This is a genomic window from Amycolatopsis sp. NPDC049159 (assembly GCF_040648295.1).
Classification (GTDB): Bacteria; Actinomycetota; Actinomycetes; order Mycobacteriales; family Pseudonocardiaceae; genus Amycolatopsis; species Amycolatopsis pretoriensis_A.
Genome location: NZ_JBEZDL010000045.1, coordinates 10507 through 34735 on the forward strand (window position 1 = coordinate 10507; position 24229 = coordinate 34735).

Here is a 24229-nt window from a genome sequence, read left to right on the forward strand (position 1 = left end):
TCAGTCGCCGGCTCCGAGCTTCTCGTCCAGCAGCGCGAACATCTCGTCGTCGCTGGCCTCGTCGAAGTCGAAGCCGTCGTCGACGTCGTCGCGCCCGCTCCACGCCCCGCGCACCTGCTCCAGGCGCGCGGTGATCTCCTCGTGGGCGCCGGGGTCGATCGCGGTGTCCCGCAACGCCTTCTCCAGCCGGGCCAGGTCCGCGAGGATCGCCTGCTCCGGCTTCTCGTCCGGGGCGAGCAGTTCCGCCAGGTGCGCGGCGAGATCGCGGGGGGTCGGCTGGTCGAAGGCCAGCGTCGCGGGCAGGGCCAGGCCGGTCACCGCCGTGAGACGGCGGCGCAGCTCGACCGCGGTCAGCGAGTCGAAGCCCAGCTCCGTGAACGCCTGGTCCGGCCCGACGCTGTCCTGGTCGCCGTGCTCCAGTACGACCGCGACGGCGTCGGCGACCACGTCCAGCAGCAGCTCGATCCGCTCCGCCGCGCCGAGCCCGGCGAGCCGGGGCGCGAGGTCGGGCACGGCCGCCGCCGGACGGGCCGTGGCCGGCCGCGGCGGGACGAGAGCGCGCAGCACCGGCGGGACGTCGTCGAGGGCGCGCAGCGCGGGCAGGTCGAGGTGCACCGGCACGACGAGGGGGTCGGTGCACGCGCGCACGGCGTCGAACGCGGCCAGGCCGTCTTCGGGAGCGAGGAGCCCGACGCCGGCGCGGGCCAGCCGCCGGATTTCCGCTTCGGGCAGGGCCGCGGTCATGCCGGTCTCGGCCGTCCACGGTCCCCACGCCAGCGACACCGCGGGCAGGCCGCGGCGCTGCCGGTGGACGGCGAGCGCGTCGAGGACGGCGTTCGCGGCCGCGTAGTTCGCCTGCCCGGCCCCGCCGAACGTGCCCGCCAGCGAGGAGAACAGCACGAACCCGGCGAGGTCGCGCCCGGCCGTCAGCTCGTGCAGGTGCCGGGCGCCGTCGGCCTTGGGCCGCAGCACGGTGTCGAACCGCTCCGGCGTCAGCGCGCCGACGACGCCGTCGTCGAGGACGCCGGCCGCGTGCACGACGGCGGTGAGCTCGAGGCCGTCGAGCAGCGCCGCGACCGCCGAGCGGTCCCCGACGTCGCAGGCCCGCACGTCGGCTTCGGCACCGAGCTCGGCGAGGTCGTCGAGGAGGCCGGGTTCGGCGCGGCCGGACCGGCTGACCAGGACCAGGTGCCGGTGCCCGCCGGCGGCGAGGCGGCGGGCGACCAGCGCACCGAGACCGCTGGTGCCGCCGGTGACGAGCACCGCCCGGTCGCGGTCCCACTCGGTGCCGGGCTCGCCCGGGGTGGCCCGGCCGACGCGCGCGGCCGAGACGGCGCCGTCCTTGATGGACAGTTCCGGTTCGCCGTCGCCGAGGAAGTCCCGCGCCGGCGCGGATCCGTCGGAGTCGACGAGTACGAACCGGCCCGGGTTCTCCTGCTGCGCGGACCGCACCAGGCCCCAGACGGCGGCCGCGGCGAAGTCTTCGCCGTCGAGCGCACCGGCGGTCCGCACGACCAGCTTCGCCGCGGCGAACCGCGGTTCGGCCAGCCACGCCTGCACGAGCGCCAGCACGTCGGCCGTGGCAGTGCGGACGTCCGCTCCCGACGGGACGGTCACCTCGACGAACTCGGGCACCACGGCCAGTCCGTCCAGCGCGTACCCCGAAACCGTGACGACTTCGGCGGGTGCGGGCACGACCGGCACCCAGTCCAGCCGGTAGAGGTGCGCGGCCTGCGGCTGCCCGGCTTCGCGCACGGTGAGCCCGTCGACCGACGCCACCGGTGCGCCGGACGCGTCGGCGATGGCGAGGCTGATCGTGTCCGGGCCCGCCGGGGCGAGCCGGACGCGCAGGTCGGCGGCGCCGGCGCGGTGGACGGACACGCCGCGCCAGGTGAACGGCAGCGCGGGCGGCGCGCCGGGGTCGGCCACCAGCTGGGCGTGCAGGACGGCGTCGAGCAGCGCCGGGTGCAGGCCGAAGCCCTCGGCCTCGTCGACGCGGACTTCGGCGAACAGCTCGTCGCCGCGCCGCCACAGCGCCTTCAGGCCCTGGAACGCCGGGCCGTAGGTGAACCCGCGGTCGGCCAGCGCGTCGTAGGCACCGTCCACAGTGACCGGTACCGCGTCCGCGGGTGGCCACTCCCCCGCCTCGAACGCAGGCGCCGGATCCGGGGTGACGACGCCGGTCGCGTGCCGGGTCCAGGTGCCGTCGTCGCCGCACGAGTGGATCTCCACCGGGCGGTGGCCGTTCGCGCCGGGCGCGCCGGCCGCGACCTGCACGGTGACCCCGCCGGTCAGGACCAGCGGCGCCAGCAGCGTCAGGTCGTCGACGCGCGGGCAGCCCGCCTGGGTGCCGGCGTGGCGGGCCAGTTCGAGGAACGCCGTGCCGGGCACGAGGGTCGCGCCGAAGACGGTGTGGTCGGCCAGCCACGGCTGCGCGGACGCCGACAGGCGGCCGGTGCTGACGAGCGTGCCGGTCCCGGCGACCTCGACGGCCGCACCGAGCACCGGGTGCCCGCCCCCGCGCCGGTCACCGGCCGGGCGGGCCGGCGGCCAGAACCGCCGGTGCTCGAACGGGTACGCGGGCAGGTCGGCCCGCGGCCCCTCGGTGGCCCAGCCGACGTCGAGCCCGGAGACGTGCAGCCGGGCCAGCGCGGTCAGTAACGTCCGGTCTTCGGCGCGGTCGCGGCGGGCGACCGGGACGACGACCGCGTCGGGGACGTCGACCAGGCCGGCCAGCACGGCGTCCGGCCCGACCTCGACGAACCGGGTCACCCCGGCCAGCCGCTCGAGGGCGTCGGCGAAGCGGACGGTGTCGCGCACGTGCCGGACCCAGTACGCCGGGTCGGTCACGTCGCCCGAAGCGATCAGCGGGAGCTTCGGCTCGGCGAAGCTGAGCCCGGCGACGACTTCGCCGAACTCCGCCAGCATCGGGTCCATCAGCAGCGAGTGGAACGCGTGCGAGACGCGCAGCCGGCGCTGCTTGCCGAACCGGGCCGCGACGGCGGCGACCGCGTCTTCGTGGCCGGACAGCACCACCGACGCCGGCCCGTTGACCGCCGCGAGGTCGGCGCCCTCGCCCAGCAGCGGGCGGATGTCGGCTTCGGCCGCCTGGACGGCGATCATCACGCCGCCTTCGGGCAGCGCGCCCATCAGCCGGGCGCGGGCCGACACCAGCGCACAGGCGTCGTCGAGGGTCAGCACGCCGGCGACGTGCGCGGCCGCGATCTCCCCCACCGAATGCCCGGTGACGAAGTCCGGGCGCACGCCCCGCGACTCGAGCAGCCGCGCCGCGGCGACCTCGAACGCGAACAGCGCCGGTTGCGTGTATTCGGTGCGGTGCACGCGTTCGTCGGCCAGCGCGGACCGGACGGCCGGGTCGAGCCGGTCGAGGACGTCGTCGTAAGCGGCGGCGAAGACCGGGAAGCGCGCGGCCAGCTCGCGGCCCATGCCCGGCCGCTGCGCGCCCTGCCCGGAGAACAGGAACGCGGTCGGCCCGGCGGTGGCCACGCCGTCGACGACGTCCGGCGACGGTTCGCCGGCGGCGAAGGCGGCCAGCGCTTCGGCGGGCCGTTCGGAGACGACGACCGCGCGGTGCGCGAACCGGGAGCGCAGGCTCAGTGCCCGGCCGACCGCACCGGCGGGCAGGTCGTCCACTGTGGACGTCAGGCGGATCGCGTGGGCGCGCAGCGCCGCGGCCGAGCGCGCGGACAGCGACCAGATCGCCGGCCCCTCGAGCTCTTCGGCCGGGGCGGCCACCTCGGGCGCCTGTTCGATGATCACGTGCGCGTTCGTGCCACTGATCCCGAACGACGAGATCCCGGCTCGCCGCGGCCGGGCCGCCGACGGCCAGGCCCGGCTCTCGGTGACGACCTCGACCGCGCCCGCCGCCCAGTCCACATGGGACGACGGAGTGCCCGCGTGCAGGCTCGCCGGGACGACGCCGTGCCGCATCGCCTGGATCATCTTGATGATGCCCGCGACGCCGGCGGCGGCCTGGGTGTGGCCGATGTTCGACTTCACCGAGCCCAGCAGCAGCGGGGTTTCCCGGTCCTGGCCGTAGGTCGCCAGGAGCGCTTGGGCCTCGATCGGGTCACCCAGCGCGGTCCCGGTGCCGTGCGCCTCGACGACGTCGACGTCCGAAGTGGACAGACCGGCGCCCGCGAGCGCGGCGCGGATGACCCGCTGCTGCGACGGGCCGTTCGGGGCGGTGAGGCCGTTGGACGCGCCGTCCTGGTTCACCGCGGAACCCTTGACCACGGCGAGGATCCGGTGGCCGTTGCGGAGCGCGTCGGACTGCCGTTCCAGGACCAGCAGGCCGACGCCTTCGGCCCAGCCGGTGCCGTCGGCGTCGTCGGAGAACGCCTTGCAGCGCCCGTCCGGTGAAAGCCCGCGCTGACGGGCGAATTCGACGAACGTCGCCGGGGTCGCCATCACGGTGACCCCGCCGGCCAGCGCCAGGGTGCACTCCCCCGACCGCAGCGCCTGGCTCGCCCAGTGCAGCGCCACCAGCGACGACGAGCACGCCGTGTCCACGGTGACCGCCGGGCCTTCCAGGCCGAGCGTGTAGGCGACGCGCCCGGATGCGACGCTCGGCGCGCTGCCGTTCCCTTGCTGGCCTTCGTAGTCGCTGCCGGCGAGCAGGCCGCCGTAGTCGCTGTACATCACGCCGGCGAACACGCCGGTCGCGGACCCGCGCAGGGTCGCCGGGTCGATGCCCGCGTGTTCCAGTGCCTCCCACGACGTCTCGAGCAGCAGCCGCTGCTGGACGTCGGTCGCGACGGCCTCCCGCGGGCTCATGCCGAAGAACGCGGCGTCGAAGTCCGCGGCGCCGGCCAGGAACCCGCCCGCCCGCGCGTAGGTCGTGCCCGGGTGGTCGGGGTCGGGGTCGTAGAGCGCGGACAGGTCCCAGCCGCGGTCGGCGGGGAACGGGCCGACGGCGTCGCGCCCGGCGGCGACCAGCTCCCAGAACTCGTCCGGCGACGCGGCACCGCCCGGGTAGCGGCAGCCCATGCCGACCACGACGATCGGGTCGTCGTCGCGGGCGCGGACCGGGCGGGTCCCGGCGGCCGGTGCGTCGGCGCCGGTCAGCTCGGCCAGCAGGAACGCGGTGAGCGCCGCGCTGTTCGGGTGGTCGAACACGAGCGTCGTGGGCAGCCGCAGGCCGGTCGCGGTGGCGAGCCGGTTGCGCAGTTCGACGCCGGTGAGCGAGTCGAAGCCCAGCGCGGAGAACGCGCGGGACGGCTCGACGGCCGCGTGGTCGGCGTGCCCGAGCACGGCCGCGACCTGCGCGGTGACGACGTCAGCGACGACTTCGTGGCGCTCGGCTTCCGGCAGTCCGCGCAACCGCTCGGCGAGCCCGCCGGTGGCGGCCCGGCGGGTGGTCGCGCGGACCAGCCCGCGCAGCGGAGCCGCGATCTCGCCGGACGCGGTCGCGGCGAGCCGGACCGGCACCAGCGCCGGCGTCCCGGCACCGACGGCCGCGTCGAACAGGGCGAGGCCGTCTTCGGCGGTCAGGGCTGTGATGCCGGCCCGGGCCATCCGCGCGACTTCGGCGCCGCTCAGCTCGGCCGTCATGCCGCCGACCCCGGCCCACGGGCCCCAGGCGAGCGACACCGCGGGCAGCCCGCGAGCGACACGGTGCTCGGCGAGGGCGTCGAGGTAGGCGTTGGCGGCGGCGTAGTTCGCCTGTCCCGCGCCGCCGATCGTGCCCGCGACCGAGGAGAACAGCACGAACCCGTCCAGGTCCGCGGTCAGCTCGTGCAGCAGCCACGCGGCTTCGGCCTTCGGGCGCCACACGCGCGCGAACCGCTCGCCGGTCATCGTTTCGACCGTGCCGTCGTCGAGGACGCCGGCCGCGTGCACGACGGCGGTCAGGCGGTGGCCGTCGAGGACCGCGGCGAGCGCGGCGCGATCGGTGATGTCGCAGGCGGCGACGGTCACGTCGGCCCCGGCTTCGGTCAGCTCGGCGACGTCGGCCTGTCCGCTGCGGCTCAGCAGCAAGAGGCGGCGCATACCGTGCTCGGTGACCAGGTGCTTCGCCAGGAGGCGGCCCAGGCCGCCGGTGCCGCCGGTGATCAGGACGGTGCCGTCGGGGTCCCAGCCGAGCGGCGCCGGTTCCGCGGGCGCCTTCGCGAGCCGCGGGACTTCGACGACGCCGTCCCGCACGCGGGCCTGCGGCTCCCCCGTGACCAGGGCGACGTCGGCCGGATCGGCGCTGTCGACCAGGGCGAACCGGCCCGGGTGCTCGGACTGCGCCGCGCGGACCAGGCCCCACACCGCGGCGGCGTCGAGGTCGGTGCCGTCGGTGGCGCCGGTGGTGTGGAAGACGAGTTCGGCGTCGCGGGGCTCGGCGAGCCAGTCGCGGACCAGGTCCAGAGCCCGCGCGGGACCCTCGGCCGTGACGACGACCCGCTCCGGCCGCTCGACGCGGGCCGGGGTGGCCGGGACCCAGTCGAGCCGGAACAGCGCGTCCTGAGTGCGGGTTGCCGTCGCGGGCCGGAACGTCACCGCGTCGACCTCGGCGACCGCTATGCCATCCATGTCCACAAAGGACAGGGAGACCGTGTTGTCGCCGACGGGGGTGATGCGGACGCGCAGGACCGGCTTGCCCGTGGCGTACCGGCGGACCCCGCGCCAGCTGAACGGGACGTGCGGCCGGTCGTGCCCGGCGGTGAGCGCGACCGCGTGCAGGGCGGCGTCGAGCAGGGCCGGGTGCAGCCCGAACGCCGCGGCCGGCTCGTCGCCGAGGCTCAGCTCGGCGAAGACGTCGTCGCCGTGACGCCAGGCGCGGCGCAGGCACTGGAACGCGGGCCCGTAGCCGAGGCCGAGCGCGGCGAGGCGGTCGTAGGCGTCGGCGAGGTCCAGGACCTCGGCTGCTTCGGGAAGGGTGGCGTCCCGTCGCACCGCCGAGGTTTCCGGTTCGAGGACACCGGTCGCGTGCCGGGTCCAGGCACCGTCGCCGCCTTCGGGGCGGGAGTACACGCCGAAGTCGCGCAGCTCGTCGATGCCCGGTTCGGCCACGCGGACCTGCAGGTGCACGGCCGTGTCCGGCGGGATGACGAGCGGTTCGAGGACGGCCAGCTCGCGCACGGCGCCCATCGTCAGGGCCAGCTCGGTGAAGGCCGCGCCGGGCAGGACGGTCGAGCCCAGCACGGTGTGGTCGGCCAGCCACGGCTGCGCGGCCAGGGATAGCCGGCCGGTGAGCAGGCGGCCGGTGCCGTCGGCGAGGTCGACCGCGCCGCCGAGCAGCGGGTGGCCGGTCGCGCCGAGCCCGAGTCCCGCGGGGTCGCCGGCGCCGTGGCGGGGCGCGGGCCAGAAGCGTTCGTGCTGGAACGCGTAGCCCGGCAACGGAACCGCGCGGCCGTCGGCGAGGCCGGGCCACTCGACCGGCAGGCCGGCCGCGAAGAGGCGGGCGAGCGCGGTGCGGAAGGTGCGGGGTTCGTCGCGGTCGCGGCGCAGCAAGGGCACGACCACGGCGTCGTCGTCCGCGGCGAGCCCGGCGAGGACGGCGTCCGGGCCGACTTCGACGAACTTGTCGACGTGCCACGCCCGCAGCGCACCCAAGGCGTCGGCGAAGCGGACCGTGTCGCGGACCTGCCGCACCCAGTACGCCGGATCGGTGACGCTTCCGTTCGCCACCACGGGAATCGCGGGTTCGCGGTAGGTCACCCCGGCCGCGGCTTCGCCGAACTCGGCGAGCATCGGGTCCATCAAGGACGAGTGGAAGGCGTGCGAGACGGAAAGCTGTCTGGTGTCGACGAAATGCGCCGCGATCGCCGCGACGGCGTCCTCGGGCCCGGAGAGCACGACCGAGCGCGGGCCGTTGACGGCGGCCAGGCCGACCCCGCCGGTGAGCAGCGGCCGGACGTCGTCCTCGGCGGCCCGCACGGCGACCATCGCCCCGCCGGGCGGCAGGGCCTGCATCAGCCGGCCGCGGGCGGTGACCAGCCGGGCCGCGTCGGCCAGGGAGAACACCCCGGCGACGTGCGCGGCCGCGAGCTCGCCGATCGAGTGCCCGGCGACGTAGTCCGGGCGGACGCCCCGCGCGGTCAAGGTGTGGAACAGCGCGACTTCGACGGCGAACAACGCCGCCTGGGCGTACTCGGTCCGCTCCAGCGCGGCCGCGTCTTCACCCCACATGACGTCGCGGACCGCCGGGTCGAGTTCGGCGAGCACGGTGTCGAGCGCGGCCGCGAAGTCGGGGTCGGCGGCCAGCTCGCGGCCCATGCCGAGGCGTTGGGAACCCTGACCGGAGAACAGGAACGCGGTCCTGCCGGGCGCGGGCGTGCCGGTGACGACGTCCGGGTGGTCGATGCCCTCGGCGAGCGCGATCAGTGCGTCCTCGCCGAAGACGACGGCCCGCTCGTCGAAGCGGGCGCGGCCGCGGGCGAGGGTCCACGCGGCGTCGCGCGGGTCGCGGTGTCCGATGTGGACGCCAAGCCGTTTTGCCTGCGCGCTCAGTGCTTCCGGCGTTTTGGCACTGACCAGCCACGGCACCTCGGGCGCCGGTGAGCGCTCGGGTGCCGGACGCGGCGCGGGCTGTTCCAGGATGACGTGGGCGTTCGTGCCGCTGATCCCGAACGACGACACGCCGGCCCGGCGCGGACGTCCGGCGTCGGGCCAGGCCGTCTCCGCGGTGGCCAGCTCGACGGCGCCCGCGGTCCAGTCGACGTGCCCGGACGGTTCGGTCACGTGCAGGGTCCGCGGCACGACGCCGTGGCGCATCGCCTGGACCACCTTGATGATCCCGGCGACCCCGGACGCGGCTTGCGTGTGCCCGAGGTTCGACTTCACCGACCCCAGCAGCAACGGCGTTTCGCGGTCCTGGCCGTAGGTCGCAAGGAGAGCCTGGGCTTCGATCGGGTCGCCGAGGGTGGTGCCGGTGCCGTGCGCCTCGACGACGTCGACGTCCTCTGTGGACAGGCCGGCGCCGGCGAGCGCGGCGCGGATGACCCGTTGCTGCGACGGGCCGTTCGGGGCGGTGAGGCCGTTGGACGCGCCGTCTTGGTTCACCGCGGAACCCTTGACCACGGCGAGGATCTCGTGGCCGTGGCGCTCGGCGTCGGAAAGCCGTTCCAGGACGAGGATGCCGACGCCCTCGGACCAGCCGACGCCGTCCGCGCTGTCCGAGAACGGCTTGCAGCGGCCGTCGGTCGCGAGGCCGCGCTGGCGGGAGAACTCGACGAACGCGGTCGGCGTCGACATCACCGTGACGCCGCCGGCGAGGGCGAGGTCGCAGTCCCCGGAGCGCAGGGCCTGCGCGGCCCAGTGCAAGGCGACCAGCGACGACGAGCACGCCGTGTCCACGGTGACTGCCGGGCCTTCGAGGCCGAGGGTGTAGGCGACCCGGCCGGAGGCGACGCTGCCCGCGCTGCCGCTGGTCTTGTAGCCCTCGGCGTCTTCGCCGCCGTCGAGCAGGCGGCTGTAGTCGCCGTACATGACTCCGGCGAACACACCGGTGGCGGAGCCGCGCAACGATGACGGGTCGACGCCCGCGCTTTCCACCGCGGCCCAGGAGGTTTCGAGCAGCAAGCGCTGCTGGACGTCGGTCGCGACGGCTTCGCGCGGGCTCATGCCGAAGAACCCGGCGTCGAAGCCGGCGGCGTCGTGCAGGAAACCGCCGTGGCGGGTGTAGGACGTGCCGGGGTGGGCCGGGTCGGGGTCGTAGAGGGCGTCGAGGTCCCAGCCGCGGTCGGCAGGGAAGCCGGTGACGGCGTCGCCGCCGGCGCGGACCAGCCGCCACAGGTCCTCGGGCGATTCGACCCCGCCCGGGTAGCGGCAGGCCATGCCGACGATGACGATCGGGTCGCCGTCGACGGCCTTCGCGGTGGGTGCCGCTTCGGCCGGTGCGTCGCCGGCGAGGTGGTCGGCGAGCGCGCCGACGGTCGGGTAGTCGAAGACGAGCGTCGCGGGCAGCCGCAGCCCGGTGGCGGCGGTGAGCCGGTTGCGCAGCTCGACGGCGGTGAGCGAGTCGAACCCGAGCTCGGAGAACGACTTGGCGGGGGTGATCCGCTCGGTACCGCGGTGGCCGAGGACGCGCGCGACCTCGTTCGCGACGACGACCGCGGCCTCGGCCCGGCCACGCAGCCGCCGTTCCGCCACTCGGCGCGCGGTGACGCGCACGAGACCGCGCAAGGGGTACGGGAGGTCTTCCCTTCGGCGCAGGACGGCCTTGTCCAGGCGGACGGGCAGCACCACGGGCGCGCCGTCGGCGAGCGCGGCGTCGAAGAGCGCGGTGCCCTGCTCGATCGTGAGCGGCGGGTAGCCGGCGCGGGCGAGCCGGTTCACGCCGCTGTCGCCGAGGTCGGCGGTCATGCCGGAGGTGGGGACCCAGGGGCCCCAGGCGAGGCTCACGGTGTGCGGGCGGTGGCGGGCGAGGGCGTCGAGGAACGCGTTGGCAGCGGCGTAGTTGCCCTGGCCGGGGAGGCCGAGGGTGCCGGAGACGGAGGAGAAGAGGACGAGGGTGGTGGTTTCGCCGACGAGTTCGTGCAGGTACCAGGCGGCTTCGGCCTTGGGCCGGTGGACGGCGGCCAGGCGCTCGGGGGTGAGGTCGGCGAGGAGGGCGTCGTCGAGAACCCCGGCGGCGTGGACGACCGCGGTGACGTCTCGGCCGTGGAGGAGTTTTCGGAGCGCGTTCCGGTCGGCGACGTCACAGGCGGCGATGCTGACTTCGGCGCCGGCTTCGGTGAGTTCGGCCGCCAGTTCGGTGGCCCCGGGGCTGTCGGTTCCGCGGCGGCTGACGAGGAGCAGGCGGCGCGTCCCCCGCTCGGTGACCAGGTGCCGGGCGATGACGGCACCGAGTCCGCCGGTGCCGCCGGTGATGAGGACGGTGCCGTCGGGGTCCCAGGAGGCGGCACTTTCACGTGAAAGTGCCGGGGTCAGGCGGGCGGCGAGGAGGGATTTGCCGCGGAGGGCGAGCTGGGGTTCTTCGCTCGCGAGGGCGGCGAGGAGGAGATCGCCGGAGACGGACAGCGGCTCGGTCGAAGGGAGGTGGCCCGCGGCAAGGTCCGTCGGCTGCGGGTCGGCCGAAGCGAGGTCGCCCGCGCCAAGGTCTCCCGACGGTGGCTTGGCCAGCTGCGGCTCGGCCGGCTGGCGCTTGGCCTCGGCGAGGTCACCCGGCTGCGGATCGCCAGCGGAGACCGGCAGTGGGTCGGCCTCGGAGAGGGCGCCCGGCAGCAGCTCGCCCGCGGAAACCGGCAGCGACACGGCCGCACCCACGTCGCCCGGCAGCAGCTCACCCGCGGAAACCGGCAGCGACTCGGCCGCACCCACGTCACCCGGCAGCAGCTCGACCGCGGCCGAGGCTGTCAGCTGCGGGGCCGGGGCCGGCTGGCTTGGCAAGTCCACCAGGCCGAAGCGGCCCGGGTGCTCAGACTGTGCCGCGCGGATCAGGCCCCATGCCGCGGCCGCTGGGATGTCCGTTCCGTCCGTTGCGCCGCGGGTCAGGAAGACCAGCTTGCCCGTCTCCGACTCCGCGACCCAGCGCTGGGCCAGCTCCAGCGCCCGGCAAGTCAGGTCGTGCGCTGAAGCCGGGACGTCCGCCTCACCGGCGAGGCACGTCACCACCAGCGGCGCTCCGGTGAGGTCCGCGATGGTGGGCAGCGCCAGCCCGAACGGGTTGTCGCCCCAGAGGAGCGCCGAGGGCGTCTGTGCGGGGGACGGTACGGGGGTCCAGTCCAGCGTGAACAACGCGTCCGTGCGCTGCGCCGCCGCCGGGCGGTGTTCTCGCAGGTCGAGGGCGTCGATTGTGGCCACTGGGGTGCCGTCGGGGGCCGTCAGTGACAGGGCGTCGCCGCGTACGTGGACCCTCAGCGCCACCGCGCCCGACGCGTGCAGGGACACGCCGCGCCACGAGAACGGGAGCACCCGGGTGGGTGTGCCGGGGCGCAAAGTGAGGGCGTGCAGGGCCGCGTCCAGCAGGGCCGGGTGCACGCCGAACTCCGCCGCCTCCTCGTGGTGCTCGGCGTCCAGCTCCACCTCGGCGAACACCTCGCCACCACGGCGCCAAGCCGCGCGCAGGCCGCGGAACCGGGGGCCGTACTCGAAGCCGTCCGCCGCGAAGTCCGGGTAGAAGTCCTCCAGGGCGACCGGCTCCGCGTCCGCGGGCGGCCACTCCTCGGGGCCGGGAGCGGGAGAAGGCGACGCCGGGCTCAGGGTGCCGGTCGCGTGCTCGGTCCAGGAGTCCTCTTCGGACTGTCGCGAGTGGATGGCGACCACACGGGTACCGCCCTCCCCCGGCTCTCCGACGCGCACCTGCACCCGCGCGGGCACCACCAGCGGGACGGCCATCGTCAGCTCGTCGAGCCGCGGGCAGCCGCACTCGTCGCCCGCGCGGATCGCCAGTTCGGCCAGGGCCGTGCCCGGCAGGAGCGTCGTGCCCGCCACCACGTGCTCCGCCAGCCACGGCTGTGCGGCCACCGACAGCCGGCCCGTCAGGACGAGTTCGTCCGAGCCGGCCAGTGCGACGACGTCGTCGAGCAGCGGGTGCGCCCTCGTCCCCGGTGCGCGGACCGGTCGCGGCGCGGGCCAGAACCGCTCGCGCTGGAACGGGTACGTGGGCAGCTCCACCGGCCGGCCGGGAGCCGTCGCGGATCGCCAGTCGACGTCGACCCCGGCCACGAACAGCCGGGCCGCGGCCTCGGTGAACGCGGCTTCCTCGCCGCGGTCGCGCCGCATCAGCGGCACCGCGAGACCCTCGGGCACCAGCGCGGACAGCACGCCGTCCGGCCCCGCCTCGACGAACCTCGTCGCGCCGGATCCGGTCAACGTCGTGACGGCGTCGGCGAACCGGACCGCCTCCCGCGCGTGCCGCACCCAGTAGTCCACAGTGGTCGGTTCCACCGTGGAATCCACAGTGGAGACGAAGGGAATTCGCGGAGAAGAAAAAGTCAATCCACGAAGGACTTCGGCGAACTCCGCGAGCATCGGCTCCATCAACGGCGAGTGGAACGCGTGCGACACCGCAAGCCGACGCGTCTTCTCGAACCGGGAGGCCACCACGCCGACCGCCGAGGTCGTTCCGGAAAGGACGATCGATCGGGGCCCGTTGACGGCGGCGATCGCGACGTCCGGGCCGAGCAGCGGCCGGACCTCCTCCTCGCTCGCCACCACCGCGACCATCGCGCCGCCGTCGGGCAGTGCCTGCATCAGCGCGCCGCGCGCGACGACCAGGCGGCACGCGTCGGACAGCGAGAACACCCCGGCGGCGTGCGCGGCCGCGATCTCCCCGATCGAATGCCCGGCGACGACGTCGGGCGCGATGCCCCATGACTCGGCCAGCCGCACCAATGCGACCTGCAGGGCGAACAACGCCGGTTGCGCGAATTCCGTGCGGTCCAGCCGGGTCTGGTCGTCGCCACGCACGACGGCCACGACCTCGGGGCCGAACTCCGCGAGCACGGCGTCGTACGCCGCCGCGAAGACCGGGAACCGGCGGGCCAGTTCGCGGCCCATGCCGGTGCGCTGGCCGCCTTGGCCGCTGAACACGAACGCGGTCTTCCCGGGCACGGCGGCGCCCGTGACGGCGGCCGGGTGGTCGAGCGTCAAGGCCTCTCGGGTGGTCGCCGGGTCGGTGGCGAGCACCACGGCCCGGTGCGCGAACCGCGACCGGGCGGCCAGGGTGTGCCCGGTGTCGAGAGGCGCGTCCGCGAACGCGGCCAGGGCTGCCGCCTGCGCGTGCAACGCCGTCTCGGACTTCGCCGACAGCGGCCACGGTACGACCGCGGGCGTGGGCACCGGTGACCGGTCGGGGCCGGCCGGGGGTTGTTCGAGGACGACGTGGGCGTTGGTGCCGCTGATCCCGAACGACGAGACCGCCGCGCGCCGCGGCCGGCCGCTTTCGGGCCACTCGGCCGGTTCGCCGAGCAGTGTGACGCCGCCGTCCGCCCAGTCGATGCGTGACGACGGGGTGTCCGCGTGCAGGGTGCGCGGCAGCACGCCGTGCCGCATCGCGAGGACCATCTTGATCACGCTCGCGACACCCGCGGCGGCTTGCGTGTGCCCGATGTTGGACTTCACCGAACCCAGCAGCAGCGGGGTCTCCCGGTCGCGGCCGTAGGTCGCGATGAGCGCCTGCGCCTCGATCGGGTCGCCCAGCGGGGTGCCGGTGCCGTGGCCGTCCACCGCGTCGACGTCCGAAGTGGACAGCCCGGCGTCGGCCAGCGCGGCGCGGATGACGCGTTGCTGCGAGGGGCCGTTCGGTGCGGTGAGGCCGTTCGACGCGCCGTCCTGGTTGAGCGCACTGCCCCGGACCACGGCCAGGACCCGGTGCCCGTTGCGCTCGGCGTCGGAAAGCCGTTCCAGCAAGAGCATTCCGGCTCCTTCCGCCCAGCCGGTGCCGTCCGCGCCGTCACCGAAGGAGCGGCAGCGGCCGTCCGCCGACAGGCCGCGCTGGCGGGAGAACTCGATGAACGTCGACGGCGTCGCCATCACCGTCACACCGCCGGCGAGCGCGAGGTCGCACTCCCCCGAGCGCAGGGCCTGCGCGGCGAGGTGCAGCGACACCAGCGACGACGAACACGCCGTGTCCACGGTGACCGCCGGACCTTCGAGACCGAGCACGTAGGACACCCGGCCGGACGCGACGCTGCCCGCGCTACCGCTGGTCAGGTAGCCCTCGGCGTCCTCGCTGCCGCTGAGCAGACTGCTGTAGTCGTGGTACATCACGCCGGCGAAGACGCCGGTCGCGGTGCCGCGCAGGCTCGCCGGGTCGATGCCCGCGCGCTCGACGGCCTCCCACGACGTCTCGAGCAGCAGCCGCTGCTGGGCGTCGGTGGCGAGGGCTTCGCGGGGGCTCATGCCGAAGAACTCGGCGTCGAACTCCGCCGCGTCGTGCAGGAACCCGCCGTGGCGCGTGTAGGACGTGCCGGGGTGCGCGGGGTCCGGGTCGTAGAGTGCGTCGAGGTCCCAGCCGCGGTCGGCGGGGAACTCCGAGACGGCGTCGCGGCCTTCGCGGACCAGGTCCCAGAGCCCCTCCGGCGTGCGGACCCCGCCCGGGTAGCGGCAGGCCATGCCGACGATGACGACCGGGTCGCCGGTGGCCGCGGCCGGACGGCGGACCTCGGCGGCCGGGGCGTCGGCGTCGAAGAGCTCGGCGAGCAGGTGCGTGGCGAGCGCGGTGACGGTCGGGTGGTCGAACACCAGCGTGCTCGGCAGGCGCAGCCCGGTGGCGGCGGCGAGGCGGTTGCGCAGGTCGACGCCGCTGAGCGAGTCGAAGCCGAGGTCGGAGAAGGCGCGGGCGGGGTCGATCGCGGCGGCGTGGGCGTGGCCGAGGGCGAGCGCGACGTGCGTGGCGACCAGCCCGGCGAGGGCTTCGGCGCGCTCGGCCGGGGGCAGCGGCGCGAGGGTGCGGGTCAGGTCGCCGGCCTGCGCGGACCCGGCGGCGGCGCGACGGCGACCCGGCCGGACCAGGCCGCGCAGGACGTGCGGGATCTCCGGCTGCCGCCGGATCGCGGCGAGGTCGAGCGGGAGCGGGAGGAGCGCGGGCTCGCCGGCGCCGCGGGCGGCGTCGAACAGAGCGAGCCCGGCTTCCACGGCAAGCGGCGGCATCCCGGCTTCGGCGAGCCGTCGCAGGTCCACTTCGGACAGGGTCGACGTCATGCCGCTGCCGGATTCCCACGGCCCCCAGCCGAGGGACACGGTGTGCGGGCGGTGGCGGGCGAGCGCGTCGAGGAAAGCGTTTGCGGCGGCGTAGTTCGCTTGCCCGGCACCGCCGTACGTGCCGACGACCGAGGAGAAGAAGACCAGTTCGGTGCCGGGCGCGGTCAGTTCGTGGAGGTGCCAGGCGGCGTCGGCCTTGGCGCGCAGGACGTTCTCGAAGCGCTCCGGGGTGAGGGCGGCGAGGGTGCCGTCGTCGAGGACGCCGGCGGCGTGGACGACGGTGGTGATCTCGCGGCCGTCGAGGAGCCGCGCGAGGGCGTCGCGGTCGCCGACGTCGCAGGCGGCCACCTCGACGCGGTCGCCGAGCTCGGCGAGGAGGGCGGGGTCGGCGACGCCGGAGCGGCTGACGAGCAGCAGGTCACGGCCGCGGGCGGCCAGGTGGCGGGCGACGGCGCTGCCCAGCCCGCCGGTGCCGCCGGTGATGAGGACGGTGCCGTCGCGCTCGGCGGGTTCGGCGGGCGGTGCGGTGACGCGGGCGAGGCGGGCGGCGTGGAGACGGCCGCCCTCGATCTTCAGGACGGGCTCGTCGCCGGCTTCGGCCGGGTCGAGGGAGCCGTCGGTTTCGACGAGCACGAACCGGCCCGGGTGCTCGGCTTGGGCGGCGCGCACGAGACCACCGGCGGCGGCCGCGACCGGGTCGGCGGCGGGGATGACGACGAGCAGGGTGCGGTCGTGGGTGACGGCCTCCTGAAGCTGGGTCAGGACGCGGGTGGTGACTTCGCGCAGGGATCGCGGGACGTCGGTGAGGTCGCCGGTGACGGTGAGGATGTCGGCCCGGGCCGGCTGGGGTGTGACGGGGATCCAGTCGAGGCGCAGGAGCGGCTGCGGGGCTTTGGTGGTGCCGGGACGGCGCAGGACGAGGCGGTCGACGTCGACGACGGGGGTGCCGGCGGGGTCGGTGGCGGTGACGCGGAGGCCGCCGTCGGCCGGGGTCAGCCGGACGCGGAGGGCCGCGGCGCCGGTGGCGTGGAGGGTGATGCCGTGCCAGGAGAACGGGACGCTGCCGGCGAGGCCGGGGGCGAGGAGGGAGACGAGCCGGAGGGTCGCGTCGAAGAGGGCGGGGTGGAGGCCGTACGCGGTGGCGTCGGCGCGTTGCGGCTCGGCGAGGGCGACTTCGGCGAAGATCTCGTGGTCGCGGCGCCAGGCGGTGGTGGGGTTGGGGAAAGCGGGACCGTAGCCGAGGCCGTCCGCGGCGAGGCGGCCGGTGAGGCCGGTGAGGTCGAGGGGTTCGGCATCGGCGGGGGGCCAGACGTCCGTCGCGGCGCCGTCGACGAGCGCGGTCTCCGGGCCCAGGCGGCCGGTCGCGTGCCGGATCCACGGCTCGTCCGCGCCTTCCGGGCGCGACGACACCGTGAACTCGCGGGCGCCTTCGCCGTCCGCGGCGCTCACCCGGACCTGCAGCCGGTGGTCCGCGGTCAAGGCGAGGGGCGACTCGATCGTCAGCTCCTCGACGCCCAGGTCCGGAGCCGCCGCCAACGCCAGCTCCACGAACGCCGTGCCGGGCAGGACCGGGGTGCCGTGGACCGTGTGGTCGGCCAGCCACGGCTGGGTCGCCGTCGTCAGGAGGCCGGTCAGGACCGTGCCGCCGTCGGTCAGGTCCAACGAAGTTCCCAGCAGCGGGTGGCCCGGGGCGGACGGCCAGAAACGCCGGTGCCGGAACGGGTACGTCGGCAGTTCGACCAGCCGCGCGCCGGAACCGGCGAACCACGCGGTCCAGTCCACAGTGGACCCCGACACGTGCTGGCGACCCAGGGCCTCGAGGAGCGCGACCGGCTCGGAACGGTCGCGGCGCAGGACCGGCGTCACCACCGCGGCCGGGTCGTCGACCAGGCCGGACAGCACCGCGTCCGGGCCGATCTCGACGTACGTCGTCACGCCCGCTTCACCCAGCGAGCCGAGCGCGTCGGCGAACCGGACCGTCGAGCGCACGTGGCCGACCCAGTACTCCGGGGACGTGACGTCGCCGGCCGCGATCAGCGGGATCTCCGGCGGCGCGAAGGAAAGCTGCTCCACGACCGCGCGGAAGTCGGCCAGCATCGGGTCCATCAGGTGCGAGTGGAACGCGTGCGAGACCGCCAGCCGCTTGGACTTGCCGAAGCGGGACGCCACTTCGAGGACCGCGGCCTCGGTGCCGGAGACCACCACGGACCGCGGGCCGTTCACCGCCGCCAGATCGACGCCGTCGACCAGCGCCGCGCGGACGTCCACTTCGGACGCTTCGATCGCCACCATCGCCCCGCCGCGCGGCAGGGCCTGCATCAGGTTTCCGCGCGCGGAAACCAGGGTGCACGCGTCGGCGAGGGACAGCACGCCGGCCACGTGCGCGGCCGCGATCTCCCCCACCGAGTGCCCGGCGACGAAGTCCGGGCGGACGCCCCACGACGCCAGCAGCCGGGCCAGCGCCACTTCGATCGCGAACAACGCCGGTTGCGCGACGCCCGTTTCGGCCAGCGCTTCGGCGTCGGTACCCCACACCACCGAGCGCACCGCGGGATCGAACGCCGCCAGCACTTCGTCGAAGGCGTCCGCGAACACCGGGTACTCCGCGGCCAGTTCGCGGCCCATGCCGATCCGCTGGGCGCCCTGTCCGGTGAACAGGAACGCCCGCGGTCCCGGCGCCGCGACCCCGCGAGCGACCTCGCGCACGCCGTCGGCACCGGCCACCAGCGCGGCGCGGTGCGCGAACCGGGCCCGGGCGGTCGCCAGGGTGAATCCGGTGTCGAGCGCGGAGAAATCGCCTGAGGTGACGCGCGTGATCTGCTCGGTCAGCGCCTCCTCGGACCGCGCCGAGAACACCCACGGCACCACCGGACGCCCGGCGGCCGGCTCAGCGACGACGACCGGGGCCTCGAGGACGACGTGGGCATTGGTCCCGCTGATCCCGAACGACGAGACACCGGCCCGCCGCGGCCGGTCGAGCGCCGGCCACTCGCGCGCGTCGGCGAGCAGCTCGACGGACCCGGCCGACCAGTCCACGTGGGACGACGGCGTACCCGCCCACAACGACTTCGGCACGACGCCGTGGCGCATGGCGAGGATCACCTTGATGATCCCGGCGACCCCGGCGGCGGCCTGGGTGTGCCCGATGTTCGACTTCACCGACCCCAGCAGCAACGGCGTCTCACGGTCCTGCCCGTACGTCGCCAGCAGCGCCTGCGCCTCGATCGGATCGCCCAGCGTCGTCCCGGTACCGTGCGCCTCGACGACGTCGACGTCCGAAGCGGACAGACCGGCGGTGGCGAGCGCGGCGCGGATCACCCGTTGCTGCGACGGGCCGTTCGGCGCCGTCAGGCCGTTCGAAGCCCCGTCCTGGTTGACCGCGGAACCGCGCAGCACCGCCAAAATGCGATGTCCGTTGCGGACCGCGTCGGACTGCCGTTCCAGCACGAGCAGGCCGACGCCCTCGGACCACCCGGTGCCGTCGGCATCGTCCGAAAAGGACTTGCAACGGCCATCGCCCGCGAGACCGCCCTGGCGCGCGAAATCGAGGAACGTCGCGGGGGTCGACATCACCGTGACCCCGCCGGCCAGCGCCAGCGAGCACTCCCCCGAGTTCAGCGCCTGTGCCGCCCAGTGCACGGCGACCAGCGACGACGAACACGCCGTGTCGATCGTGACCGCGGGGCCTTCCAGGCCGAGCGCGTAGGCGACCCGGCCGGACGCGACGCTGCCCGCGGTGCCGTTGACGTCGAAGCCGCGCGTCTCCGGATCCCGCGCGATGGCCGCGTAGTCGTGGTACATGACCCCGGCGAACACGCCGGTGTCCGAGCCCTTCAGCGACGTCGGGTCGATGCCCGCCCGCTCGAACGCCTCCCACGAGACTTCCAGCAGCAGCCGCTGCTGCGGGTCGGCGCTGAGCGCGTCGCGCGGTGAGATGCCGAAGAAGTCCGCGTCGAACCCGGTGGCCTCGTGCAGGAAGCCGCCCGCGCGGGTGAAGCCGGCGTCCGGCACGTGCCAGCCGCGGTCGGCCGGGAACGGGGTGATGCCGTCGCGGCCCTCGGTCAGCAGCTCCCAGAAGTCCTCCGGCGACGCCACCCCGCCCGGGTAGCGGCAGGCCATGCCGACGACGACGATCGGGTCGTCGCCGCGCGGCGCGGCGGCCCGCGTCGGGCGCAGCGAAGGGCCGTCTTCCAGGAACGCGGTGACGGCGTCCGGGGTCGGGTGGTCGAACACGAGCGTCGCGGGCAGCCGGCGCCCGGTCGCTTCGGCGAGGCGGTTGCGCAGTTCCACCGACGTCAGGGAGTCCAGGCCCAGCTCGCGGAAGGTCAGCGACGAGTCCACCGACGCCGCGGACGCGTGCCCGAGGACGTTCGCCACCGTCGCCACGACCAGCGCGCCGAAGTCGGTCGCCGCCGCGGCCGCACGGCGCGGGCGCGGCGGGGCCAGGCGGTGGAACACCGGCGGCACGACGTCGAGCGCGCGCACGGCGGCGCGGTCCACGTGCGCCGCGACGACCGCGGGTTCGGCCCCGGCGAGCGCCGCGTCGAACCAGGCCAGGCCTTCCTCTACGGTGTGCGCCGGCAGCCCGGCGCGGGCCATCCGCCGCACGGCCGCTTCGGACAGCGTGCCCGTCATCCCGCTTTCGCGCGCCCACGGACCCCACGCGATCGCACGGGCGGGCAGCCCGGCCGCGGCACGGGTGCGGACGAGGTCGTCGAGGGCCGCGTTCGCCGCGGTGTAGGCGCCTTGGCCGCCGTTGCCGAGCACGCCGAACACCGACGTGAACACGACGAACGCGGACAGCTCCGGTGCCAGCTCGTGCAGGTGCCAGGCCGCGTCGACCTTCGGGGCGAGGACGCGGGCGAGCCGGGCGGGGGTCAAGGCGTCGAGCACGCCGTCGTCCAGCACCCCGGCCGCGTGCACCACGCCGGTGACGTCGTGCGCGGCGAGCAGGGCGGCGACGGCGTCGCGGTCGGCGACGTCGCAGGCGGCCAGCTCGACCGAAGCGCCGAGCGCGGTCAGCTCCCCGGCCAGCTCGCGGGCACCGGGGGCGTCGGCGCCCCGGCGGCCGGCGAGGACCAGCCGCGTGACGCCGTGGGTCGTCACCAGGTGCCGGGCGACGTGCCCGCCGAGGCCCCCGGTGCCGCCGGTGATCAGGACGGCGCCGTCGCCCCAGCCGGCCGGGCCGGGCTCGGCGGCGGTCACCGGCGCGAGGCGCGGCACCTCGACCCGGCCGTCGCGGACGCGGACCTCGGTCTCGCCGGACGTCGGGAGCGCGGCCAGCTCCGCCGCCGTGGGCACGCCGGACAGCAGGAAGAACCGGCCCGGCCGTTCGGCCTGCGCCGAGCGGACGAGCCCCTCGACCGCCGCGGCGACCGGGCCGCCGCGGGTGACGAACACCAGCCGCTTGTCGTCCTCGAGGTGCCCGCGCAGGTGGCTCAGCACCGTCGACGTCGCCAGGCGGACGCCCGCCGGGACGGGCACGCCCACCGGCTCCGGGACGGGGACGAGCAGCACGTCGGCCGACGACGGCACGGCGTGCCGCCCGGCCAGCAGCGCACCGAAGCCGTCTTCGTCGGCGCCGACGACGGCCCAGGTCAGCTCGGCCGGGGCGCCGAGGTCCTTGGGCGTCCACTCGACGTGCAGCAGCGGTGGCGCGGCCGGGGCCGCGTCGGCCGGCGGCCGCAGCACGAGGGAGCCGACGGTGGCGACCGGCGCGCCTTCGGGGTCGGTCACGGACAGCGTCACGGTGTCCGGGCCGAGCCGGCGGATCCGCAGCCGCAGGGCGGACGCGCCGACCGCGTGCAGGCCGACGCCGGAGAAGACGAACGGCAGCCGGGCGCGCGGGCGCGGGTCGAGCCCGAGGAACGGCACCAGGTGCAGGGCGGCGTCGAACAGCGCCGGGTGCAGCAGGTAGCCCGCCGGATCGCCCGCCTCCTGGGGCAGCACGAGGTCCGCGCACAGGTCGTCGCCTTCGTGCCAGGCCGCGCGCACCCCGCGGAACGCCGGCCCGTAGGCGAGCCCGGCCGCGGCCAGCGTCGGGTACAGCTCGTCGACGTCGAGCGCGTCGCCGCGCTCGGCGGCCGGGAGCACCGGCGCCGCGACGGCCGGGACCAGGCGGCCGGTCGCGTGCTCGGTCCACGGGCCGCCGGCGGCGCGGGAGTGCACGGTGACCGGGCGGCCGCCGTCGTCGGCGCCGACGCGGACCTGCACGGTCACGCCGTCGGCCGGCAGGGGCAGCGGCGCGGTCAGCGTCAGCTCGGCGAGCGCGCCGCACCCGAGTTCGGCACCCGCGCGCAACGCGAGTTCGACGAACCCGGTGCCGGGGAACAGGATCCGGCCTTCGACGACGTGATCGGCGGGCCACGGCAGCGCGTCCGGCGAGACGTGCCCGGTGAGCACGACGCCGTCCTCGCCGGGCAGTTCGACGGCCGCGCCGAGCAGCGGGTGGTCCGAGCGCTCGAACGGGCGGGCCGCGGGCCGCGCGGTGACCCAGAAGCGTTCGTGCTGGAAGGCGTAGGTGGGCAGGGCGACGCGGCGGGCGCCGGTGCCGGCGTAGAACGCCGTCCAGTCGAGGTCGGCGCCGAGGACGTGCAGGCGGCCGAGCGCGGTCGCGAAAGCGGTTTCTTCCGGGCGGTCCGAGCGCAGCAGCGGCACCGGGGACGCGTCCGGCAGCGTGCGCGCGACCAGCCCGGACAGGGTGCTGTCCGGGCCGATCTCGACGAACGTCCCGATGCCGTCGTCCCGCAACGACTCCAGCGCGTCGGCGAAGCGCACGGTCGCGACGACCTGGGCGACCCAGTAGCCGGGATCGGTCAGTTCGCCGGGTCCGGCCGGGCGCCCGGTGACCGTCGAGACGACCGGCAGCGCGGGCTCGTGGAACGTCAGCCCTTCGGCCACGCGCCTGAAGTCGTCGAGCATCGGCGTCATCAGCGGCGAGTGGAACGCGTGCGACACCGAGAGCCGCCGGGCTTCCTCGAACGACGCCGCGAGCCGCAGCAGCGCGTCCTCCTCGCCGGAGACCACGAGCGACTCGGGCGCGTTGACGGCGGCGATCGCGACGCCGCCGGTGAGCAGCGGCCGGACCTCGTCTTCGGTGGCCTGCAACGCGATCATCGCGCCGCCTTCGGGCAGCGCCTCCATCAGGCGGCCGCGCGCGACGACGAGCGCGCACGCGTCCGGCAGGTCCAGCACGCCGGCGACGTGCGCCGCGGCCAGCTCGCCGATCGAGTGCCCGGCGACCCGGTCGGCGCGCACGCCGAGCGACTCGGCGAGCCGGAACAGCGCGACTTCGAGGGCGAACAGCGCGGGCTGGGCGACGCCGGTGCGGTCGAGCACTCCCGGGTCGCCGGTGGCGATCGCCGCCGCCACCTCGGCCGGGAAGTGCGCGCGAACGTCGTCGTACGCGGCGGCGAAGACGGGGAACCGCGCGGCCAGTTCGCGGCCCATGCCGGGCCGTTGGGTGCCCTGCCCGGCGAACACCGCGGCCACGGCCGGTTCGACCGCGGGCGCGGTGCCGCTCGCGATCTCGGCCCCGCCCAGCAGCACGGCGCGGCGGTCGAACGAAGAACGGGTGGTGAGCAGGGAATGGCCGACGTCGACCGGGTCGGCGTCGAGCGTCCGGATGCGGTCCACGGCCGCCCGCAGCGCCGCTTCGGACTGCGCCGAGACCACCCACGGAACGGCGGTGGCGGTGACTTCGCGAGCGGGTTCGGCGGCGGTTTCCGCCGGGGCCTGCTCCAGGATCAGGTGCGCGTTCGTGCCGCTGATGCCGAACGACGACACGGCCGCGCGGCGCGGACGGCCGGCCTCGGGCCACTCGCGGGCCGCGGTGACCAGGTCGATCGCGCCCGCCGTCCAGTCCACGTGGGACGATGGCGTTTCGGCGTGCAGCGTCCGCGGCACGACGCCGTGCCGCATCGCGGCGACCATCTTGATGACGCCGGCGATCCCGGCCGCGGCCTGGGTGTGCCCGATGTTCGACTTCACCGATCCCAGCAGCAGCGGCGTTTCCCGGTCCTGGCCGTACACGGCGAGCGCGGCGCGCGCTTCGATGGGGTCGCCGAGCCGGGTGCCGGTGCCGTGCGCTTCGAGGACGTCGACGTCGGCGGGCGCGAGGCCCGCGTCGCCGAGCGCCTCGCGGATCACGCGCTGCTGGGCCGGGCCGCTGGGCGCGGTGAGGCCGTTGGACGCGCCGTCGGAGTTGACCGCGGAGCCGCGCACGATCGCGAGAACGTCGTGGCCGAGTTCGCGGGCGCGCGAAAGCCGTTCGACGACGACCATGCCGACGCCCTCGGCCCAGCCGGTGCCGTCCGCGCCGTCGCCGAAAGCCTTGCAGCGGCCGTCTTCCGACAGGCCGCCCTGCTTGGCGAACTCGACGAAGATGCCCGGCTCGGCCATCACGGTGACCCCGCCGGCGATGGCCAGCGACGTCTCCCCCGAGCGCACCGAGCGGACGGCCAGGTGCAGCGCGACCAGCGACGACGAGCACGCCGTGTCCACGGTGACGGCGGGGCCGCCGGTGCCGAGCACGTAGGCGACCCGGCCGGAGACCAGGCTCGGCGAGGTGCCGGTGAGCACGTACCCCTCGGCTTCGCCGGTGCCTTCGGCCAGTCGCGGGCCGTAGTCCTGC

General features: G+C 75.6%; 1 protein-coding gene (cut by a window edge). It reads right to left on the bottom strand.

From position 1 onward, the window contains the following. A protein-coding gene (locus AB0B33_RS45835; RefSeq protein ID WP_360784266.1) for an SDR family NAD(P)-dependent oxidoreductase crosses the window boundary here: on the bottom strand, positions 1-24229 show its 3' portion. 3194 nt of this gene lie beyond the right edge of the window; the window shows 24229 of its 27423 coding nt (coding positions 3195-27423); its start codon lies off the right edge, out of view; its stop codon occupies positions 1-3.